This window comes from Sphingomonas arvum (assembly GCF_026013565.1).
GTDB lineage: Bacteria > Pseudomonadota > Alphaproteobacteria > Sphingomonadales > Sphingomonadaceae > Sphingomicrobium > Sphingomicrobium arvum.
The window spans coordinates 173,180-189,315 of the sequence record NZ_JAPDOB010000002.1 but is presented as its reverse complement, the minus strand read 5'-3'; the positions used below and the strand labels follow the sequence as shown (position 1 = coordinate 189,315).

The window sequence follows — 16,136 nt, the reverse complement described above, 5'->3', positions numbered from 1 at the left end:
GTCGGACGAATGCGCGAGAAGCTTCTGGCAGGTACCGGCTGCATGCTCGTGCTGTCCCTTTCGGCCTGTGGGGGTGGCGGCGGCGGCGGCGGCCCCGCGCCGGCGCCCGCCCCAGTGGCCGCGGAGGTTCCGCCGCCCGCGCCGACGCCGACGCCGACGCCGACCCCCACCCCCAGTTCGACCACCGTGCCGATGACCGGCACCCCGACTCCGCGGCCCACGGGTGGTTACGACACGATCGAATACCGCAACAGCAACGCGGCGGTGGTGTCCGGCGCGCTGCCCGCCTACGACGGGGGCTGGACCGGCCGGGGCGTGAAGCTCGGCGTAATCGACAGCGGCATCAACCCGAGTTTGAGCGAGTTCACCGGTCGGATCGACTCGGCCAGCCGCGACGTGACCGGCGCCAACCGCCCGCTCGCCGACGAGGACGGGCACGGTACCGCCGTCGCGGCGACCGCGGCCGCGGCCAAGGACGGCGTCTACATTCACGGCGTGGCTCCCGATGCGACGGTGGTGATGATGCGCGCGGACACCGCGGGGACCTGCACCGCCGATCCGGACAAGGAATGCTCGTTCGGCGATCCGGCCATCGCCACCGGCGTGCGGGTCGCGACGGACGCGGGTGCCAAAGTCATCAACCTCTCGCTCGGCGGCGACCCGCCCGGCGCGGCCCTGCTCGGCGCCTTCAGCTATGCGGTCGGCAAGGGCGTGGTGCTGGTCATCTCCGCCGGCAATGACGGCGCCAAGCCCGAGGGCGCCAACGCCGATCCGTTTGCGGCCGTACCCGCGGCGCAGTTCGCCGGTTCGGTGATTGTCGCCGGCTCGGTTGGCACCTTCAACGGCGACCTGCGCACCACGACGAGTACGGACACCATCTCGCCCTTCTCGAACCGGGCGGGGACCAGCGCCAACTACACGCTGATGGCGCTTGGTGCGGGCGTGAAGACCATCAACCAGGACGGCGCCCGTTACTATTATTCGGGCACCAGCTTCTCGGCGCCTACCATCAGCGGCGCCGTTGCCCTGCTCGCCCAAGCCTATCCGAACCTCACGGGCCAGCAGATCGTCAAGATCCTGTTCGCCAGCGCCGACGACCTCGGCGCTGCTGGGATCGACAACGTTTATGGCCGCGGCCGCCTCAATGTGGCGAGGGCCTTCCAGCCGATCGGCACGGCTACCCTGGCCGGGACCGATGTCGCGGTTGCCGCCAGCAGCACCGCGCCGTCCGCGGTCGGAGATGCGGGCGGGAAGGCGCTGGGCGCCATCATCCTCGACGGCTTCTCCCGCCCCTTCGCGGTCGATCTCGCCGCCGGCCTGCGCCAGGCGCCGCAGCAGCCACTGCTCGCCCGATCGCTGACCGGCAACGTCAGCCAAGCCGGCGCCAGCACCGGCCCAGTCAGCGTGGCCATGACCGTTACCCGCCGGACGGACCTCCGCCAGGGCTTCGCGCTTGCCCAGACCGGCATCGGCCCGAATGACCTGCGCCAGGCGCGGCTGGTCGCGGGCACCATGGTCGCCAGTATCGACAACCGCACCGCGGTGGCACTGGGCTTCAGGGAAGGGGCGAAGGCGATGCAGCGCCGCCTGTCCGGCGTGGCTTCCAGTGCGTTCCTGACTGCTCGCGACGTCACCGCCGAGCCCGGCTTCGACGCCAACCGCGGCTCCGCAATGGCCGTTCGCCACCAGCTCGGCGCCGTCGGGATCACCCTCGCGGGCGAGGCTGGCCAGGTCGCGCGCAGCCTGCGGCCCTCGCTGGCGCGACCCGACGCCAGCTACCGCTCCACCAGTCTGACGGTCGACCGCCGCTACGGCGGTACTGCGCTCAGCGCTGGCCTCACCCGCCTGGATGAGGACCGCACCGTGCTCGGCGGCGAATTCACCGCGGCGCTTGGCGGCGTGCAGGGAGCCCGCACCACCTTCCTCGACCTGGAGGCCCGGCGCGACTTCGGCCGCGGCTGGTCCGGCGGCCTCAGCGCGCGCCAAGGCTGGACCAGCTTCGGCTCCGGCGCCTTCCGCACCCGCGCGTACGGCCTTGATCTTGCGAAGACCGGCCTGCTGACCGATGGCGACCTCCTGGGCTTCCGCCTGTCGCAGCCGCTCAAAGTGGTAGGTGGCGGCCTCGACCTGCTGCTGCCCACCGCGTGGAGCTTCGACACGATGAGCCCGACGCTGCAGCAGACCCGCTATGGCCTGACGCCCAGCGGGCGCGAAGTGGACGCCGAACTCGGCTACAGCCGGCGGCTGCAGGGCGGCAAGGCGTGGCTCGGCACCAACCTGTTCGCCCGCCGGCAGCCCGGCCATATCGCGGATGCGCCCGCCGATATCGGCGGCGCGGTGCGCTACAGCCTAGGCTTCTAGCCGCTTGCCAAGCGTTTAGTCCCGCTTCACTCTTCGCCGCTACCGGGGAGAGTGAATGGATAGTGTGCGTCACGACGGCCTCGGCGGCCGCGCCATCCGGTTCACCGGCAACTGGCGGGAATATCTGCCGATCGCCGCCACCAACGTCCTGCTGGTCGTCGTCACCCTCGGCGTCTATCGCTTCTGGGCCTCGGCCCGCGAGCGGCGCTACCTGTGGTCGCGCACGCACGTCATCGATGACACGCTGGAATGGACCGGCACCGGCAAGGAGATGTTCTTCGGCTTCCTGATGGTCATGGCCGTCATGCTGCCCTTCTTCCTGTTCATCCAGCTCGTGTTCCCGGCCCTGGTCGCACGCGGCAAGGAAGGCGCCGCGGCGGGCCTCGCCACCCTCGTCTACCTCGGCATCTTCGTGCTGATCGGCTTCGCCCGCTTCCGCGCCCTGCGCTACCGGCTGAGCCGGACCTGGTGGCACGGCATCCGCGGCGGGAGTGACGACAGCGGCTGGAGCTATGCCGCCGAGTACCTCGGTCGTAGCCTGGCCGCCTTCGCCACCCTGTTCATCATGTTCCCTTGGGCGCAGACGAGCTTATGGAACCTGCGCTGGAACAAGATGAGCTTCGGCCCGCTGCCGTTCCGCGCCGACCTTACCACCGAGGGCCTGAAGCGCCGCTGGGCGCTGCTGTATATCGCCCCGTTCGCGATGCTGATCGTCGGCGGCATTCTTGCGGCGATCGTCGGGTTTTCGCTCCGCTCCAGCGTCAACGGCGCCACCTTGGGCGTGATCTTCGTCGGCTTGTTCGCCTTGGTCTACCTCGCCATCCCGCTTGCCACCCTTCATTGGTATGCCAAGTACTACCGCCACGCCGCCGCCGCCACGAGCCTCGGCGAGCTCCAATTCGGCTTTGACGCCACCACTTGGGACTGGCTTAAGCTGTTCCTCGGCAACATAGCGTGGGCGATGGTCACGCTGGGCTTCGGCATCTCCTTCTGGGGCTACCGCAACTGGTCCTTCATTGTCCGCCACGCGCACCTCTATGGCCATATCGACCTAGCCGAGCTGACCCAGTCGACTACCCGCGCCCCGCGCGAGAGCGAAGGCTTCGCGGATGCCTTCGATCTCGGCGCGATCTGAGCCGGCCATGCGCGGAACACTGTACGACGGCACCACCGCCTTTCCGCATGCCGTGACGGTCAGCACGGCCGGCAACGAACTGGAGCTTACCACCGAAACAGCGCACCGGCTGGTAGCGCCGCTCGACACGCTGGTCCGGACGGACGAAGGCGGCCGGGTGCGGCTCGGCCGTTCGGACGTTTCCGGCTGGCGCCTACTGCTGGACGAGCCGCTCGATCCCGACCTCGCTGCGCGGCTGCCCCGGCCCGGTCGCTATGGTGGCTGGATCGATCGCTTCGGTCTCGGCAAGGCCGCAGCCGCCTGCGCCGTGGTCGCCGCTGCCGTGGTTGCGGTCGGCTACACCGCGCCGCACTGGCTCGCCCCGCACGTGCCCGTCGGGTGGGAGCGCAACCTTGGCGACAGCATCGTCGGCGACTTCGGCGACAACCGCTGCCGCAGCCCTTCTGGCCAACGTGCGCTCGAGACCCTGGCGGAGCGGATCGAACCTGGCGTCACCCGCGGTCCCGACCGCATCCGGTTCGCCGCCTTCGACGTGAACATCTTCAACGCCGCGGCCATCCCGGGCAACCACATCATCGTGTTCAAGCAGATGATCGCCCGTGCGCAGAACTCGGATGAACTGACCGGCGTGCTCGCGCACGAGATCGCCCACGTCCGCCGCCGCCACGTGACTGAAGCTCTCCTGCGAGAATTCGGCATCGGCGCGCTGATCCGGCTGTTCGCCGGTGGCATCGGCGCGAACGCGCAGCAGGTTGCGTCGCTCAGCTACACCCGCGCCAACGAAGCCCAGGCCGACGCCGACGCCATTGCGGCGCTGCGCCGAGCTAACGTCGATCCCCGCCCGACCGCCCGGCTGTTCGCGCGGCTGGCCAAGGAGACCGGCGAGGACCGCAGCTATTCCGTCGAGTGGCTGAAGAGCCATCCGGCCAGCGGGGGCCGTGCCAAGCTGTTCGCCGCCAGCTTCGATCCAACGCACCGTTACCAGCGCTCGCTAAGCCCTGATCAAGCGTTCGCGCTCAACACTGCCTGCGTGAAGTTCGAGACCATGCGGCTGCCGCAGGGACCCACGAAGCCGGACCGGGTTACGGTCCACCCAGCATCCGGCGGTCCCCCAGGCTCTTTCGAAGTCCGCTAACACTACCCCACGCCGCCGCCAGCATCCGCTACGCCGGCGCCAGCACCTCGCCGATGATCTCCTCGGCCCGCGCGAACAGCGTCGGGTCGACCTGCGCACCGCTGGCACCGCAATTCTCGACCACCTGCTCCGGCCGTGACGCGCCGATGATGGCGCTGGATACTTCCGGCCGGCGCAGCACCCAGGCCAGCGCGAACTGCGTCAGGCTCAGCCCGGCCTCGGCCGCGACCGGCTTCAACCGCTGCACCGCTTCCAGCACGGGCTTTTGCATCAGCCGGTCCATCCAGCCGCCCATCTCGTCGCTGGTCGCGCGGCTGCCGGCCGGTGGCGGACTGTTCGGGTCGTACTTGCCGGTCAGCACCCCCTGGCCAAGCGGCGACCAGACGATCTGGCCGATGCCGTTGGCGAAACTCAGCGGGAACACTTCCGCCTCCGGTTCGCGCCACAGCAGGCTGTACTGGGGCTGGCTCGACACGAACTTTTCCACGTCGCCCAGGTCCAGCGCCGCCTGGATCCGATCCGCCGGCCACTCGGAAAAGCCGATGTATCGCACCTTGCCGCTCTCCACCGCGCGGGAAAGCGCTTCCATGGTCTCGTGGAGCGACGTGTCCCAGTCGTAGCGGTGGCACTGGTACAGATCGATCACGTCCGTCCGCAGGCGCACCAGGCTGTCGTCCAGCTGCTTTTCGACCTGGACCCGGCTCAGGCCGCGGTCCGTGTCGCTCATCGGGAAATAGAGCTTGGTCGCCAGCACATAGCTGTCGCGCGGTCGCCCTTTCAGCGCCTCGCCAAGGAAGCTTTCCGCGGCGCCCCGCCCGTAGACGTTGGCGGTATCGATGAAGTTGATGCCCTGCTCAAACGCCGTGTCCAGGCACGCCCGCGCCTTGTCGGCCTCCACGCCGACGCCGTAGGTCAGCCACGACCCAAGGCTGATCTCCGATACTTCCAGATCGCTGTCGCCCAGCCGCCGGTACTTCATCGCCGCTCTCCTTTGTCGGGGGGGAGAACCTCAGCGTCCCGCGAACGATCCCACCGTTGGCCAACCGGTCCGAGAAGGGGTTAGCACCGCCGCGCTTTGCCGCTAGCGTCCGCTGCGCCATGGACATCTATCTCCCGATCGCCGGCATGTCGGTCAACGCGCTGCTGATCGTGGTGCTGGGCGGGCTGGTGGGCGTGCTGTCCGGCTTGTTCGGGGTCGGCGGGGGCTTCCTGACCACCCCGCTCCTGATCTTCTACGGCATCCCGCCCAGCGTGGCGGTCGCTTCCGCCACCACCCAGATCACCGGCGCCAGCGTGTCCGGCGTACTCGCCCACATGCGGCGCGGCGGCGTCGACCTGCGGATGGGACTGGTGATGATCGCCGGGGGCCTGGTCGGCAGCCTGGCGGGTGCCGGCATCTTCCGCCTGCTCCAGTCCACGGGCCAGATCGATACGGTGATCGGCATCCTCTACGTGCTGCTGCTGGGCTCCATCGGCGTGCTGATGCTGCGCGACGCGCTGAAGGCACTCGGCTGGCTCAAGACGCCCGAGCAGGCAGTCGCTCGCCCGCGCCACAACAAGTGGGTCGCCGCCCTTCCCGGCCGCTGGCGCTTCTATGCGTCCGGACTCTACCTGTCGCCGATCGCGCCAGCGCTGCTCGGCTTCGGCGCCGGCATCCTCACCGTCCTGCTCGGCGTCGGCGGCGGCTTCATCCTGGTGCCGGCCATGATCTACATCCTTGGCATGGCCGCCCGCGTGGTGGTCGGGACCAGCCTGGTGATGATCCTGGCGGTCAGCGCCGCCACGACCATGATCCACGCGCTGACCACCCAGTCGGTTGACATCGTCCTGGCGGCGCTACTGCTGGTCGGCGGCGTGATCGGGGCCCAGTACGGCGCAATGATGACCACCCGGCTGAAGCCGGACCTGCTGCGCCTGACGCTGGCGATCATCATCCTCCTTGTCGCGCTGCGCATGGCGCTGGGCCTCACCTACCGCCCGGACGAGATCTTCTCGATCGAGTATCTGTGACGCCATGACGGCGCGCCGCCTCGCCATGCTGCTCCTTGCCCCGCTGCTGATGGCGCAGTCCGCGCCGCAGCTGGTGCCCGACATCTCCGCCCGCCGGGTCGATATCCAGTACAGCTTCACCGGCGCCCAGCTGCTGCTGTTCGGTGCCATCCTCTACCCCGGCGGGCGCGTGCCCAAGCGCCAGGCCGACATCGCCGTGGTCCTGAAAGGCCCGGTCCAGCCGATCCTGGTCCGCGAAAAGCAGAAGATCGCCGGCATCTGGACCAATGCGGAAAGCAGCCGGTTTCGCTCCGCACCTGGCTTTTACGCCGTGGCCTCGTCCAAGCCGATCGCCGACCTCGTCGACGAGCGCACCGCCGCCATCTACGAACTCGGCCTCCAGAACCTGCAGTTGTCGCCCGGGGGCGGCGCCCAGCCGGACAAGGAACGCCGCTTCGAGGCAGGCCTGCTCGAGCTGCGCCACCGCCAGGGCCTCTACGCCGAGAACCCGAACGGCGTAGAGATCAGCGGCGGGGTCCTCTACCGGGCGCGCATCTTCATCCCAAGCCAGGTGCCGGTCGGCACCTATACGGCGGAAACTTTTCTGATCGACCGGGGAAAGGTCATCGCCGCGGCCACCAAGGACATCGAGGTCGGCAAGTCCGGGTTCGAGCGGTTCGTCGCCCAGACGGCGCAGCGCCAGTCCTTCCTCTACGGTTTGGCGGCGATCCTCCTGCCCCTGCTGCTCGGCTGGGCGGCCGCCGAGTTGTTCCGCCGCCGCGGCGCGTGACGGAATCTTAACTGCCGCCCCGTTAACCGCGTCTCCTGGACCTGTTTTCGGAGCGCGTGCACACCATGACCGACGAAGTGAGCCTGAAGAGCTTCCTCGACGAGCTGAAGAGCTACAACGACGAGGAAACCACCGGCGGTCACGTCCCCGCACCCTCTCAGCAGGTCGAGCCGATCGGCCAGGTGCTGGAGATAGCCGGCTCGGGCTCGCGCATCCGCATGAACACCGAGCGCCTGATGGCGCTGCAGGACCACGCCGATCCGTCCGTCGCCATGTCCGGACAGGTCGGCAGCCAGGTCAAAATGGCTCTGCCCGGTGCCTGGCTAATCGCCAACGTGCGCACCATGAAGCGCGACGACGATGGCTCCATCACCGCCATGATCGACTTCCTCGGCGAGGGCAGCAGCGACAGCACCGGAAGGATGAGCAACTTCCGCCGCGGCGTCACCCGTTATCCCATCCCCGGCTGCACGGTGATGCCGGTCACCACCGACGACCTCAGGACCATCTTCGCCGCCAGCGGCAGCGCCAACGTCGAGATCGGCACGGTCTACCCGACCGACGATATCCGCGGCGCGCTGTACATTGATCCGATGCTGTCCAAGCACTTCGCGGTCCTCGGCTCGACCGGCACCGGCAAGTCGACCTCCGTTGCCCTGATCCTTCATCGCATCTCGAGCTACTCGCCGGAGGGGCACATCGTGATGATCGACCCGCACGGCGAATATAGCGCCGCGTTCAAGGGTTGCGGCGAGCTGTTCAACGTCGACAACCTGGCACTGCCCTACTGGCTGATGAACTTCGAGGAGCACTGCGAGGTCCTGCTTACCACGGACGGCGCGGAGCGGCAGCGCGACGCTGACATTCTCGCCAAGTGCCTGTTGGCCGCGCGGATGAAGACCAAGGCGGCCGAGCAATACGGCAAGGTGACGGTGGATTCGCCGATTCCCTACCTGCTGACCGACTTCAACCAGGTCATCGTGAACGAGATGGGCAAGCTCGACCGCGCCGGCGACACCACCCCCTACCAGCGCCTGAAGAACAAGTTGGACGAGCTGCGCGCCGACCCGCGCTACACCTTCATGTTTTCCGGCATGCTGGTCAGCGACACGATGGGCAGCTTTCTTGCCAAGCTGTTCCGGCTGCCCGCCAACGGTCGCCCGATCTCGATCGTCGACGTGTCGGGCGTACCGTCCGACATCACCAGCGTGGTGGTATCGGTGCTCGCCCGAATGGTGTTCGACTATGCCATCTGGTCACGTACCGAGGCGCAGCGCCCGATCCTGCTGGTCTGTGAGGAAGCGCACCGCTACGTCCCCAAGGACGAAAGCGCCAAAGGTCAGGCGGTCCGCAAGATCCTGGAGCGGATCGCCAAGGAAGGCCGTAAGTACGGCGTCTCCTTGGGCCTGATCACGCAGCGTCCGTCCGACCTCGCAGAAGGCGTGCTGTCGCAGTGCGGCACCATCATCTCCATGCGACTCAACAACGACCGCGACCAAGCCTGCGTCCGCGCCGCCATGCCGGAGGGCGCCCGAGGCTTCCTCGACTCGATTCCGGCCCTCCGGAACCGAGAATGCATCGTGTGCGGCGAAGGCGTCGCCATTCCCATCCGCGTCCGCTTCGACGACCTCGAGCCCGAGAAACGCCCGGCCTCGGCCGACCCGAGCTTCGCCTCCCTGTGGCGCGAGGTCGGCGGCGAGGAGGAGATCATCGGGCGGACGATCAAAAGGTGGCGGGGGCACGGTCGGTAGCAATCTCTTGCAAGCACGCCGGTGCGAAGCGCCGCCGTGCTTGCAAGAGATTGCGTCGACCCGGCCGGCGGGTCGGCGCCAGCCGATCCCGACCGACGCCACGCGGATTCTCCCCGCGTGGCGCACTCCTACCTCAACCATTTACGAGAAGGCTCGGGTGACCCTCAGATCACTCCGATCGCCCAGAGCAGCGCGCCCCACACGCCAGCCGAAGCCAGGCTAAGGCCCAGCATGATGCGCCCGCGCACATGGAACGGCAGCCGATCATCGTTGGCGGCTACCTGCGCGGCCGAACCCTCGGTGACAGCCTCGCCCCCCTCCACGAGCCGCTGGACCCGCGCCTGAAGTTCCTGCACGGGGGTCAGGTTGCCGGCGGGGGCCGTCCGCTCCGGCGCCCGCACGCTCTTGAGCAGCGCAGCGCTGATCGCAGCCTGCGGCAAGACTTGCTCGAACTTGCAGCCGACGAACCGCCCGCTGCTCCACATCACCTTGGCCGGGAAGCTTCCCGAGCCAGGCAGTTCGATCTGCAGCTTCTCACCAACCGTAGGCCCATCCTCGGCCTCGACCAGCAGGCCCGTCGGGGACAGGTCGTGAATCATCATTCGCGCCTGCTCCGGCGCGCCGGTAGCAACACCGACTTCGAGGCGAAGGGTGCGCCGGGGTGCCCGCCGCTTCTCGGAAGCGAGGCTATCATCGATATATGCAACCAGGCCCACGCGCGTCTCCTTTGGGAGAACGGTGCCGCCGAGTAGTTAACAAAGTCTTACGTCTGGGCGAAACTGCATCCAGAATGGCCCAGGTGCTCAGGCCGCGGCCTGCATCTCCCACCCCCGCCAGCGGTCCACCATCTGCAGCGAATCGTGCCGGACGTGGTTGGCTGCCATCTCGGCCTCCAGCTCGGCCCGGCTCACCTCGCCCGCGTCGATCATCTCGGCCAACAGCGAGTAGACCAGAGCCTCTTGATTGCTGTCCGGGTGCCGCTGGTACCGGCGCGCCCGGAACGGTCGCAACAGGTCCATGAGGCCGCCCTTCTCCCGCAGCGTATAGTCGACCGGCAGCCCCGTCTTCCACGGCTGCGTCCGTCGCTTGGTGGTATGCAGCAGCCTGGTCGCCGAAGTCAGCTTGTCGAAGCTGTTCCATTCCGGTTCGAGGTGGCCGATGTTGGCCGGGTCCTCGCGCCGGAGCTCGATCCATTCGACATAGTCGATCCGATGCGCGAACAGGTCATCGAGGTCGCGGTCGAACTGCCAGTGGGTCAACCGTGCGCAGTCGAGCAACATGACCGAGGTTGCGACATAATCGGCCCGGCCGTTATGCCCCGGCCGAGGCACCGCCCAGACCGGCTTGCCATCCAGCTCCCGCGCAAACAGCTCGGCAACGTCGCTGGCCGCGAACACATCCGGGTCCGTGACCACCGCGCGGCCCTCGAAACCCATGGCCTGCGGGGGGTAGAAGCGAAGCGGCGTGAAGCTCTGCAGGTCGTCCGGGTCCCACGCCCGCACGTGGCCTCCGCGGAGGATTGTCTGGCCCGGCAGCATCAGCTTTGGATGGTCGCGCACGTCCATGATGTGCACGGTGAAGCTATCGGGCGCGGCCGAGTTGCGCCGGAAGCTGTAGGCCGAGATCCTCGCGCCCAGCATTTGCCGCGGATTGGCCTGGATGAATACTGCGTTCGACATGGCGCCGGTCTATCAAGCCCGAACGAATATCGCAAAAAAACGCCTACTTGGCGGCGCTCGGCTCGGAGTGCCCGGCGGCGGCGACGGCGGCCTGGTCGGCGGCTTGCTCCGCGGCCTCTTCCCGCTCCTGCTTGGCCGCAAGGTAGTAATCATATTCGCTCATCTGCGGGTCACTGACGAACATCTTGCCGACATTGCCGCCCGACATGGCGGTCCGCACCATCGCCACCGCGGTGCCGACGGCGCCCACGACGTTGATCGCCGGCTGGTTCATGCAGCCGGCCGGTCCGACCGACTTGCACGCGCTGTCGCGCAGCAGCTCGCGATCTTTGGGCAGCGTATGGTTGCGCGCTTCCTTCTTGGCCCTGGTCACGTCCGGATCGAGCCGATAGCCCTGCGGCCGCTCGGCGCAGACCACGATCACGCCCGGCTCCGTCAACGTAGCGGTTATGCAGGTCTGCGCAGGAGCGGCGGCCACCTTGGGCCTGGGCGGCGCCGGCGGTCCGGCAGCCACCACTTGAGCCGCGATCAGGGTGAGCAGCAGCGCCATCTTCGTGTCTCCCGAGGCGACGGGTGCAACGCGCCACCTGAACGGAAGTTGACGAGATACGCCTGATCAGGCGCCGAGCAGTGCCCGTACCCGCGCCCGGATCGCGGCCGCCTGCCCCGGATCGACTGCCGCGACATGCACGAAGCGCACGCCCATCGGGTTCACCGCCACGCCATTCCGCAACGTCTCGAAATGGAGGTGCGGGCCGGTCGACAGGCCAGTGGTACCGACATAGCCAATCAGCTGCCCCTGCCTGACAGCACTGCCCGGCGCCACGACCATCCGGCTCATGTGGCTGTAGCTGGTCTCTAGGCTGCCGCCGTGCGCGATCCGCACCTGCTGGCCGTAACCGCCGGCCCAGCCGGCGCGTTCGACCTGCCCGTCGGCGGCGGCAACGATCGGCTGGCCCCAGTGCGCGCCGAAGTCGATCCCCTTGTGCGGGCGCAGGAAGCGCAGGATCGGGTGCAGCCGCATCCCGAAGGTGGAGGTGATCGGCGCCTGCACCGGCCAGGTGATGCCACTCGAGACCCGCGGCCGCGGATCACTCGCGTTGCCCGCGTCGAGCCATTGCGCCTGGCCGCCGGTGCGCCAGCGCAGCAGTTGCAGCGGAGATCCCACCGCCCGGTCGAGCCCGGCATAAAGCAACGGCCCCGTCACCTGCTCGCCCGTCGCGGCCCGCGCGCTCTCCAGGACCAAGGTGAAACGGTCCTCGCTCCCGACCTCGCTGCCGACCTCGATCTGGGTCGCCAGCGCCTGCAGATATTGCGCGGCCGCCGCCGGGTTCGCCCCAGCCGCGCGGAGCGACCAGTAGAGCCCCGACCCGACCCGACCACGGATGCGTAGCGGCCGTCGATCGACCGGGATGGCCACTCGCGTCATCGTCAACCCGTCTGCTCCGGCCGCGAGCTCGAGCTTGAGGTCCAGCCCGGCCCTGAGGCTCACCCGCTCGACCGGCCGCGCCCCGCCCGCCAACGGCAAACCCAGCGTGAAGCTCACGGCCGTGCCCGGCGTCAACGTCCGCCCGGCCGAGTGAACCAGCGCCTCGACCTGCGCCGCATCCGCCCCGCCCGCCCCGTTGCGGGCCAGCAGCCGCCCGATCGTGTCGCCCGGCCCAAGGGTGGCGAACAGTGCCACCGACGTCCGCACCGGCGCCTCCGCCAGCGGCTTCACAGCCGCCGTCTCCGCCATCGGCAGGCCGGTCTTCGCCCCCCCGTCCAGCGCACCGATGCCAACGGAATCCCATTGCTCGGCGGCCGGCTCGTCGAACTCCGCGGTGCGTCCGCCCGCGAGCGGCTCCAGCCCCGGCGCCAGCGCCGCCACTGCCCCGGTCAGCGCGAGTAGCGTTCCCAACCCGCGCCACCAACGACGGCTGAACAGGTCGCCGCCAAGGTCCACCACCAGGCTGAACGGCGCTCGCGGCGGTGCCCTTAGTCCAAAGACCGGCACCGCGTCGGCGGGGAGAACGCGCGAATGAAACATCCCGTGCCTTGTCGCCCAGCAGGGTTAACGTGCCGCTAAGAGACGGAACGGAGGCGATATGATCGCTTGCGCTTGTGCCCCGCATGGCCCCACATCGGCTCATGGCCATTCACGGCGACGGTTCGGTGCGGGCAATTCTCGGTCCGACGAACACCGGCAAGACCCACCTCGCGATCGAGCGCATGTGCGCCCATTCCTCGGGGGTGATGGGCTTCCCGCTCCGCCTCCTCGCCCGGGAGGTCTACGACCGGGTGGTAAAGCTTAAGGGCGAGGCCAGCGTCGCGCTGCTGACTGGCGAGGAGCGAATCGTTCCCCCGACGGCCCGCTACTGGCTCAGCACTGTCGAATCGATGCCCGTGGAGCAGGACTTCGCCTTCTGCGCCATTGATGAAGCCCAGCTCGGCACCGACCCGGAGCGCGGACACGTCTTCACCGACCGCATGCTCCGCGCGCGGGGGCGGGAAGAGACGCTGATCCTCGGCTCCGACACGCTGCGTCCGCTCATTCGCAAGCTGGTGCCGGAGGCCGAGGTGATCAGCCGGCCGCGCTTTTCCACCCTGCGCTACGCTGGCGCGGTGAAGCTGTCCCGCCTGCCACCGCGCTCGGCCGTGGTCGCCTTCTCCGCCGAGCAGGTCTACGCGCTGGCCGAGATGCTGCGCCGGTTCAAGGGCGGTGCGGCGGTGGTGATGGGCGCCCTGTCGCCCGCCACTCGCAACGCGCAGGTTGCCATGTTCCAGCGCGGCGAGGTCGACTATCTGGTTGCCACCGACGCCATAGGCATGGGCCTTAACATGGACGTCACCCATGTTGCCTTTGCCGGCCTGGAGAAGTTCGACGGCCGCCGCCAGCGCCGCCTGCTCATCACCGAGATGGCGCAGATCGCCGGCCGCGCCGGTCGCCACCAGCGCGATGGCAGCTTCGGCACGCTGGGCCTGGGCGGGGAAGAAGGAGCCCACTTCACCGACGAGGAGATCGGCGCGATAGAGGAGCACCGCTTCCGCCCGCTCGACCATCTTTATTGGCGCAACCCCGAGCTCGACTTCACCGACGTCCGTGCCTTGATCGCCAGCCTGGAGGCGAGGAGCGACGACCCCTTGCTCCGCCCGGCCCCGCTCAGCATCGACCTCGCCGTCTTGAAGCTGATCGCCGAGGATCCCGCCGTCGCCGCCCGCCGCGGCCGCCAGGCGCGCCAGCTATGGGCCGCCTGCGGGCTGCCCGACTTCCGCAAGGTAGGACCGATGCACCATGCCCGCATGGTCCGCCGGGTGTATAGCTACATCGGCGAGGGCGGACACATCTCGCAGGACTGGTTCGCCGCCGAAGTCGCCCGGCTCGACAACGTTCAGGGCGACATCGAGGCGTTGGCCGACCGGCTCGCCGGCGTCCGCAGCTGGGCCTACATCGCCCATCGCGCCGACTGGCTGGCCGATCCCGCCAAGTGGGCGGAGCGCACCCACGCCGTCGAAGGTCGGCTCAGCGATGCCCTTCATTCCGCCCTGACGCAGCGCTTCGTCGATCGCCGCACGGCCGTGCTGGTCCGCGACATCGGCGCCCGCGGGGCCGACGCCCTCCCAGTCACCGTCGCCGCCGACGGCGAGGTCAGCGTCGGGCCGGAGCCGATCGGCCACCTAGCCGGCTTCGACTTCACCGTTGATCCGACCGCTCGGCTGGCCGACAAGCGACTGCTGCTCGCGGCCGCCGAGCGCCGCCTGGGCGAGGAACTCGACCGTCGCGCCCGTGACCTCACCGCTGGCGATGACACCAAGTTCGCCCTGCTCGCCACCAGCGGCAGCGACGTGGCGGTTACCGGCGACGGGCACCTGCTCGCGCGGCTCGCGCCCGGGCGCTCATTGACGGAGCCGGCCTTGCGCACCGCCCGTGCGCTCGACCGCCTGTCCGCCCCGGTCCGGTCCGCGCTGCGCGCACGGCTGGAGCAATGGGTCGAGGCGCAGGTCGGCCGTCATCTCGGTGACCTGCAGCGGCTCGCCCGCGCCTCATCCGACCCGAAGCACTCGCCCGCCGTCCGCGCGCTCACCGCCATGCTGGCGGACGCCGGCGGCGTGACGCCACGCAAGGTTCTTGCCGCGCCGATCGGCCAGCTGGCCAAGGATGACCGGGCCGCGCTGTACAAGCTGCGGGTCCGCCTTGGTGCGCTTGACGTGTTTCTGCCGTCATTGCTCAAGCCCGAAGCGCAGCGCTGGCGCGCGGCGCTGATCACCGTTCGGACAGGCGACGCCATGCCCGCGCTGGCGCCGCCGGGCGCGGCCACCCTGCCCGCCGAAGCCGACCCGCGCGGCGCTGTTCTGGCCTACCGCCGGGTCGGCACGGGCTGGCTGCGCATCGACCTTGCCGACCGCCTCGCCGCCCACGCGCACAAGGTTCGTGCGGCCGGCGGTGAAGACATCGTCGACCGCCAACTGGTCACCTCGCTCGGTCTTGACGAAACGGCGCTCGTCCGCCTGCTGGCCGAGGTCGGCTTTACGCCCAAGGGTGAGAGCTGGAGTTGGCGCGGCCAGCGCCGCCGCCCCGAACGTCCCGCGCCGCTGAAGCCCGGCAACGCCTTCGCCGCCGCCTTCGCGAGCCTCAAGCCCTAGTGCGCGTCGACAAGTTCCTGTTCATGATACGCCTGATCAAGAGTCGCACCCAGGCGCAGGAGCTGCTCGCACAAGGCCGCACCCGCATCGACGGCCGCCGGGTGGAAAAGCCCAGCGACGAGGTCCGGGTCGGCAGCGTCGTTGCCCTGCCGCTAAGGGGCAAGGTCCGCGTGTTGCGCGTCCTTGCGCTGCCCGCCCGCCGCGGCCCCGCTCCCGAAGCCCAGGCCTGCTACGAGGAGATCGTCGAAGCCTCGCCCGTTGACGGAACCACGGACCCGGCATAGCGCTTCCGCCAACAAGGGAGCCACAGACACATGACCTACGTCGTCACCGACGCCTGCATCCGCTGCAAGTACATGGACTGCGTCGAGGTCTGTCCGGTTGACTGCTTCTATGAGGGCGAGACCATGCTGGTCATCAACCCGAATGAATGCATCGACTGCGGCGTGTGTGAGCCCGAGTGCCCGGCCGAGGCGATCCTGCCCGACACCGAGTCCGGCAACGAACAGTGGTTGGAGCTGAACGCCACCTTCTCCTCGCAATGGCCCAACATCACTCGCAAGAAGGATGCGCCCGCGGACGCCGACGAGCACAAGGGCGAAGCCGGCAAGTACGATAAGTATTTCACGCCCGAAGCCGGCGCCGGCGACTGAGGCTGACTGGAAAAACGGCG

At 68.8% G+C, this 16,136-nt stretch carries 14 protein-coding genes; 9 read left to right on the top strand and 5 right to left on the bottom strand.

The features are described from left to right. Positions 1 to 9 precede the first annotated feature (9 nt). From OMW55_RS08430 to OMW55_RS08420, 3 genes are read left to right on the top strand one after another with little or no spacing between them, the layout of a single operon-like run. Positions 10 to 2,361, top strand: a complete 2,352-nt coding sequence (locus tag OMW55_RS08430; RefSeq protein ID WP_264882375.1) for a S8 family peptidase — start codon at positions 10 to 12, stop codon at positions 2,359 to 2,361. A 55-nt stretch (positions 2,362 to 2,416) separates the two neighbouring features. Beyond that, positions 2,417 to 3,496: a YjgN family protein gene (locus OMW55_RS08425; protein WP_264882374.1), complete on the top strand. Its 1,080-nt coding sequence runs from the start codon at positions 2,417 to 2,419 to the stop codon at positions 3,494 to 3,496. A gap of 7 nt (positions 3,497 to 3,503) precedes the next feature. After that, positions 3,504 to 4,631 carry a M48 family metallopeptidase gene (locus tag OMW55_RS08420; RefSeq protein ID WP_264882372.1) on the top strand — a complete coding sequence of 376 codons (1,128 nt, stop codon included), beginning with the start codon at positions 3,504 to 3,506 and terminating at the stop codon, positions 4,629 to 4,631. A 28-nt stretch (positions 4,632 to 4,659) separates the two neighbouring features. On the opposite strand, the gene OMW55_RS08415 is transcribed toward OMW55_RS08420, so the two are convergent. Continuing rightward, positions 4,660 to 5,610: an aldo/keto reductase family protein gene (locus tag OMW55_RS08415; RefSeq protein WP_264882370.1), complete on the bottom strand. Its 951-nt coding sequence runs from the start codon at positions 5,608 to 5,610 to the stop codon at positions 4,660 to 4,662. A gap of 119 nt (positions 5,611 to 5,729) precedes the next feature. On the opposite strand from OMW55_RS08415, the gene OMW55_RS08410 reads away from it, so the two are divergent. The 3 genes from OMW55_RS08410 to OMW55_RS08400 all read left to right on the top strand — a co-directional run bounded on the left by OMW55_RS08410 (position 5,730) and on the right by OMW55_RS08400 (position 9,161). Then, positions 5,730 to 6,641 carry a sulfite exporter TauE/SafE family protein gene (locus tag OMW55_RS08410; RefSeq protein ID WP_264882369.1) on the top strand — a complete coding sequence of 304 codons (912 nt, stop codon included), beginning with the start codon at positions 5,730 to 5,732 and terminating at the stop codon, positions 6,639 to 6,641. A gap of 4 nt (positions 6,642 to 6,645) precedes the next feature. Then, positions 6,646 to 7,410 (top strand): TIGR02186 family protein, encoded by a 765-nt coding sequence (locus OMW55_RS08405; protein WP_264882368.1) that lies wholly within the window; start codon positions 6,646 to 6,648, stop codon positions 7,408 to 7,410. A 65-nt stretch (positions 7,411 to 7,475) separates the two neighbouring features. After that, positions 7,476 to 9,161 (top strand): ATP-binding protein, encoded by a 1,686-nt coding sequence (locus OMW55_RS08400; RefSeq protein WP_407822130.1) that lies wholly within the window; start codon positions 7,476 to 7,478, stop codon positions 9,159 to 9,161. A gap of 164 nt (positions 9,162 to 9,325) precedes the next feature. Here the strand turns inward: OMW55_RS08400 and OMW55_RS08395 are convergent, their stop codons facing one another. The 4 genes from OMW55_RS08395 to OMW55_RS08380 form a co-directional block, all read right to left on the bottom strand. Then, entirely contained in the window at positions 9,326 to 9,877 is a 552-nt protein-coding gene (locus OMW55_RS08395; RefSeq protein ID WP_264882366.1) for a PilZ domain-containing protein, read from the bottom strand. Positions 9,878 to 9,964: 87 nt separating this feature from the next. Beyond that, positions 9,965 to 10,840, bottom strand: coding sequence for a hypothetical protein (locus OMW55_RS08390; RefSeq protein WP_264882364.1), 876 nt, complete (start codon positions 10,838 to 10,840; stop codon positions 9,965 to 9,967). Positions 10,841 to 10,883: 43 nt separating this feature from the next. Beyond that, positions 10,884 to 11,390 (bottom strand): hypothetical protein, encoded by a 507-nt coding sequence (locus OMW55_RS08385; protein ID WP_264882362.1) that lies wholly within the window; start codon positions 11,388 to 11,390, stop codon positions 10,884 to 10,886. A 66-nt stretch (positions 11,391 to 11,456) separates the two neighbouring features. Then, positions 11,457 to 12,869, bottom strand: a complete 1,413-nt coding sequence (locus tag OMW55_RS08380) for a M23 family metallopeptidase (RefSeq protein WP_264882361.1) — start codon at positions 12,867 to 12,869, stop codon at positions 11,457 to 11,459. Positions 12,870 to 12,952: 83 nt separating this feature from the next. Here OMW55_RS08380 and OMW55_RS08375 point away from each other — a divergent pair, with 83 nt between their 5' ends. The 3 genes from OMW55_RS08375 to fdxA are packed head-to-tail and all read left to right on the top strand — an operon-like array spanning position 12,953 to position 16,116. Next, the gene (locus tag OMW55_RS08375) at positions 12,953 to 15,463 is read left to right on the top strand and encodes a helicase-related protein (RefSeq protein WP_264882360.1); all 2,511 of its coding nucleotides are present in this window, start codon (positions 12,953 to 12,955) and stop codon (positions 15,461 to 15,463) included. Further along, positions 15,463 to 15,747 carry an RNA-binding S4 domain-containing protein gene (locus tag OMW55_RS08370; RefSeq protein WP_264882359.1) on the top strand — a complete coding sequence of 95 codons (285 nt, stop codon included), beginning with the start codon at positions 15,463 to 15,465 and terminating at the stop codon, positions 15,745 to 15,747. Before OMW55_RS08375 ends, OMW55_RS08370 begins: the two co-directional genes overlap by 1 nt. Positions 15,748 to 15,777: 30 nt before the next feature. Next, positions 15,778 to 16,116, top strand: coding sequence for a ferredoxin FdxA (gene fdxA / locus OMW55_RS08365; protein ID WP_264882357.1), 339 nt, complete (start codon positions 15,778 to 15,780; stop codon positions 16,114 to 16,116). The last annotated feature ends 20 nt before the right edge of the window (positions 16,117 to 16,136 follow it).

Coding starts and splice junctions, on each gene's coding strand:
- OMW55_RS08400 (WP_407822130.1), top strand. CDS start 7,476: ATGACCGACGAAGTGAGCCTGAAGAGCTTCCTCGACGAGCTGAAGAGC.
- OMW55_RS08415 (WP_264882370.1), bottom strand. CDS start 5,610: ATGAAGTACCGGCGGCTGGGCGACAGCGATCTGGAAGTATCGGAGATC.
- fdxA (WP_264882357.1), top strand. CDS start 15,778: ATGACCTACGTCGTCACCGACGCCTGCATCCGCTGCAAGTACATGGAC.
- OMW55_RS08385 (WP_264882362.1), bottom strand. CDS start 11,390: ATGGCGCTGCTGCTCACCCTGATCGCGGCTCAAGTGGTGGCTGCCGGA.
- OMW55_RS08375 (WP_264882360.1), top strand. CDS start 12,953: ATGGCCCCACATCGGCTCATGGCCATTCACGGCGACGGTTCGGTGCGG.
- OMW55_RS08420 (WP_264882372.1), top strand. CDS start 3,504: ATGCGCGGAACACTGTACGACGGCACCACCGCCTTTCCGCATGCCGTG.
- OMW55_RS08425 (WP_264882374.1), top strand. CDS start 2,417: ATGGATAGTGTGCGTCACGACGGCCTCGGCGGCCGCGCCATCCGGTTC.
- OMW55_RS08390 (WP_264882364.1), bottom strand. CDS start 10,840: ATGTCGAACGCAGTATTCATCCAGGCCAATCCGCGGCAAATGCTGGGC.
- OMW55_RS08430 (WP_264882375.1), top strand. CDS start 10: ATGCGCGAGAAGCTTCTGGCAGGTACCGGCTGCATGCTCGTGCTGTCC.
- OMW55_RS08380 (WP_264882361.1), bottom strand. CDS start 12,869: ATGTTTCATTCGCGCGTTCTCCCCGCCGACGCGGTGCCGGTCTTTGGA.
- OMW55_RS08405 (WP_264882368.1), top strand. CDS start 6,646: ATGACGGCGCGCCGCCTCGCCATGCTGCTCCTTGCCCCGCTGCTGATG.
- OMW55_RS08410 (WP_264882369.1), top strand. CDS start 5,730: ATGGACATCTATCTCCCGATCGCCGGCATGTCGGTCAACGCGCTGCTG.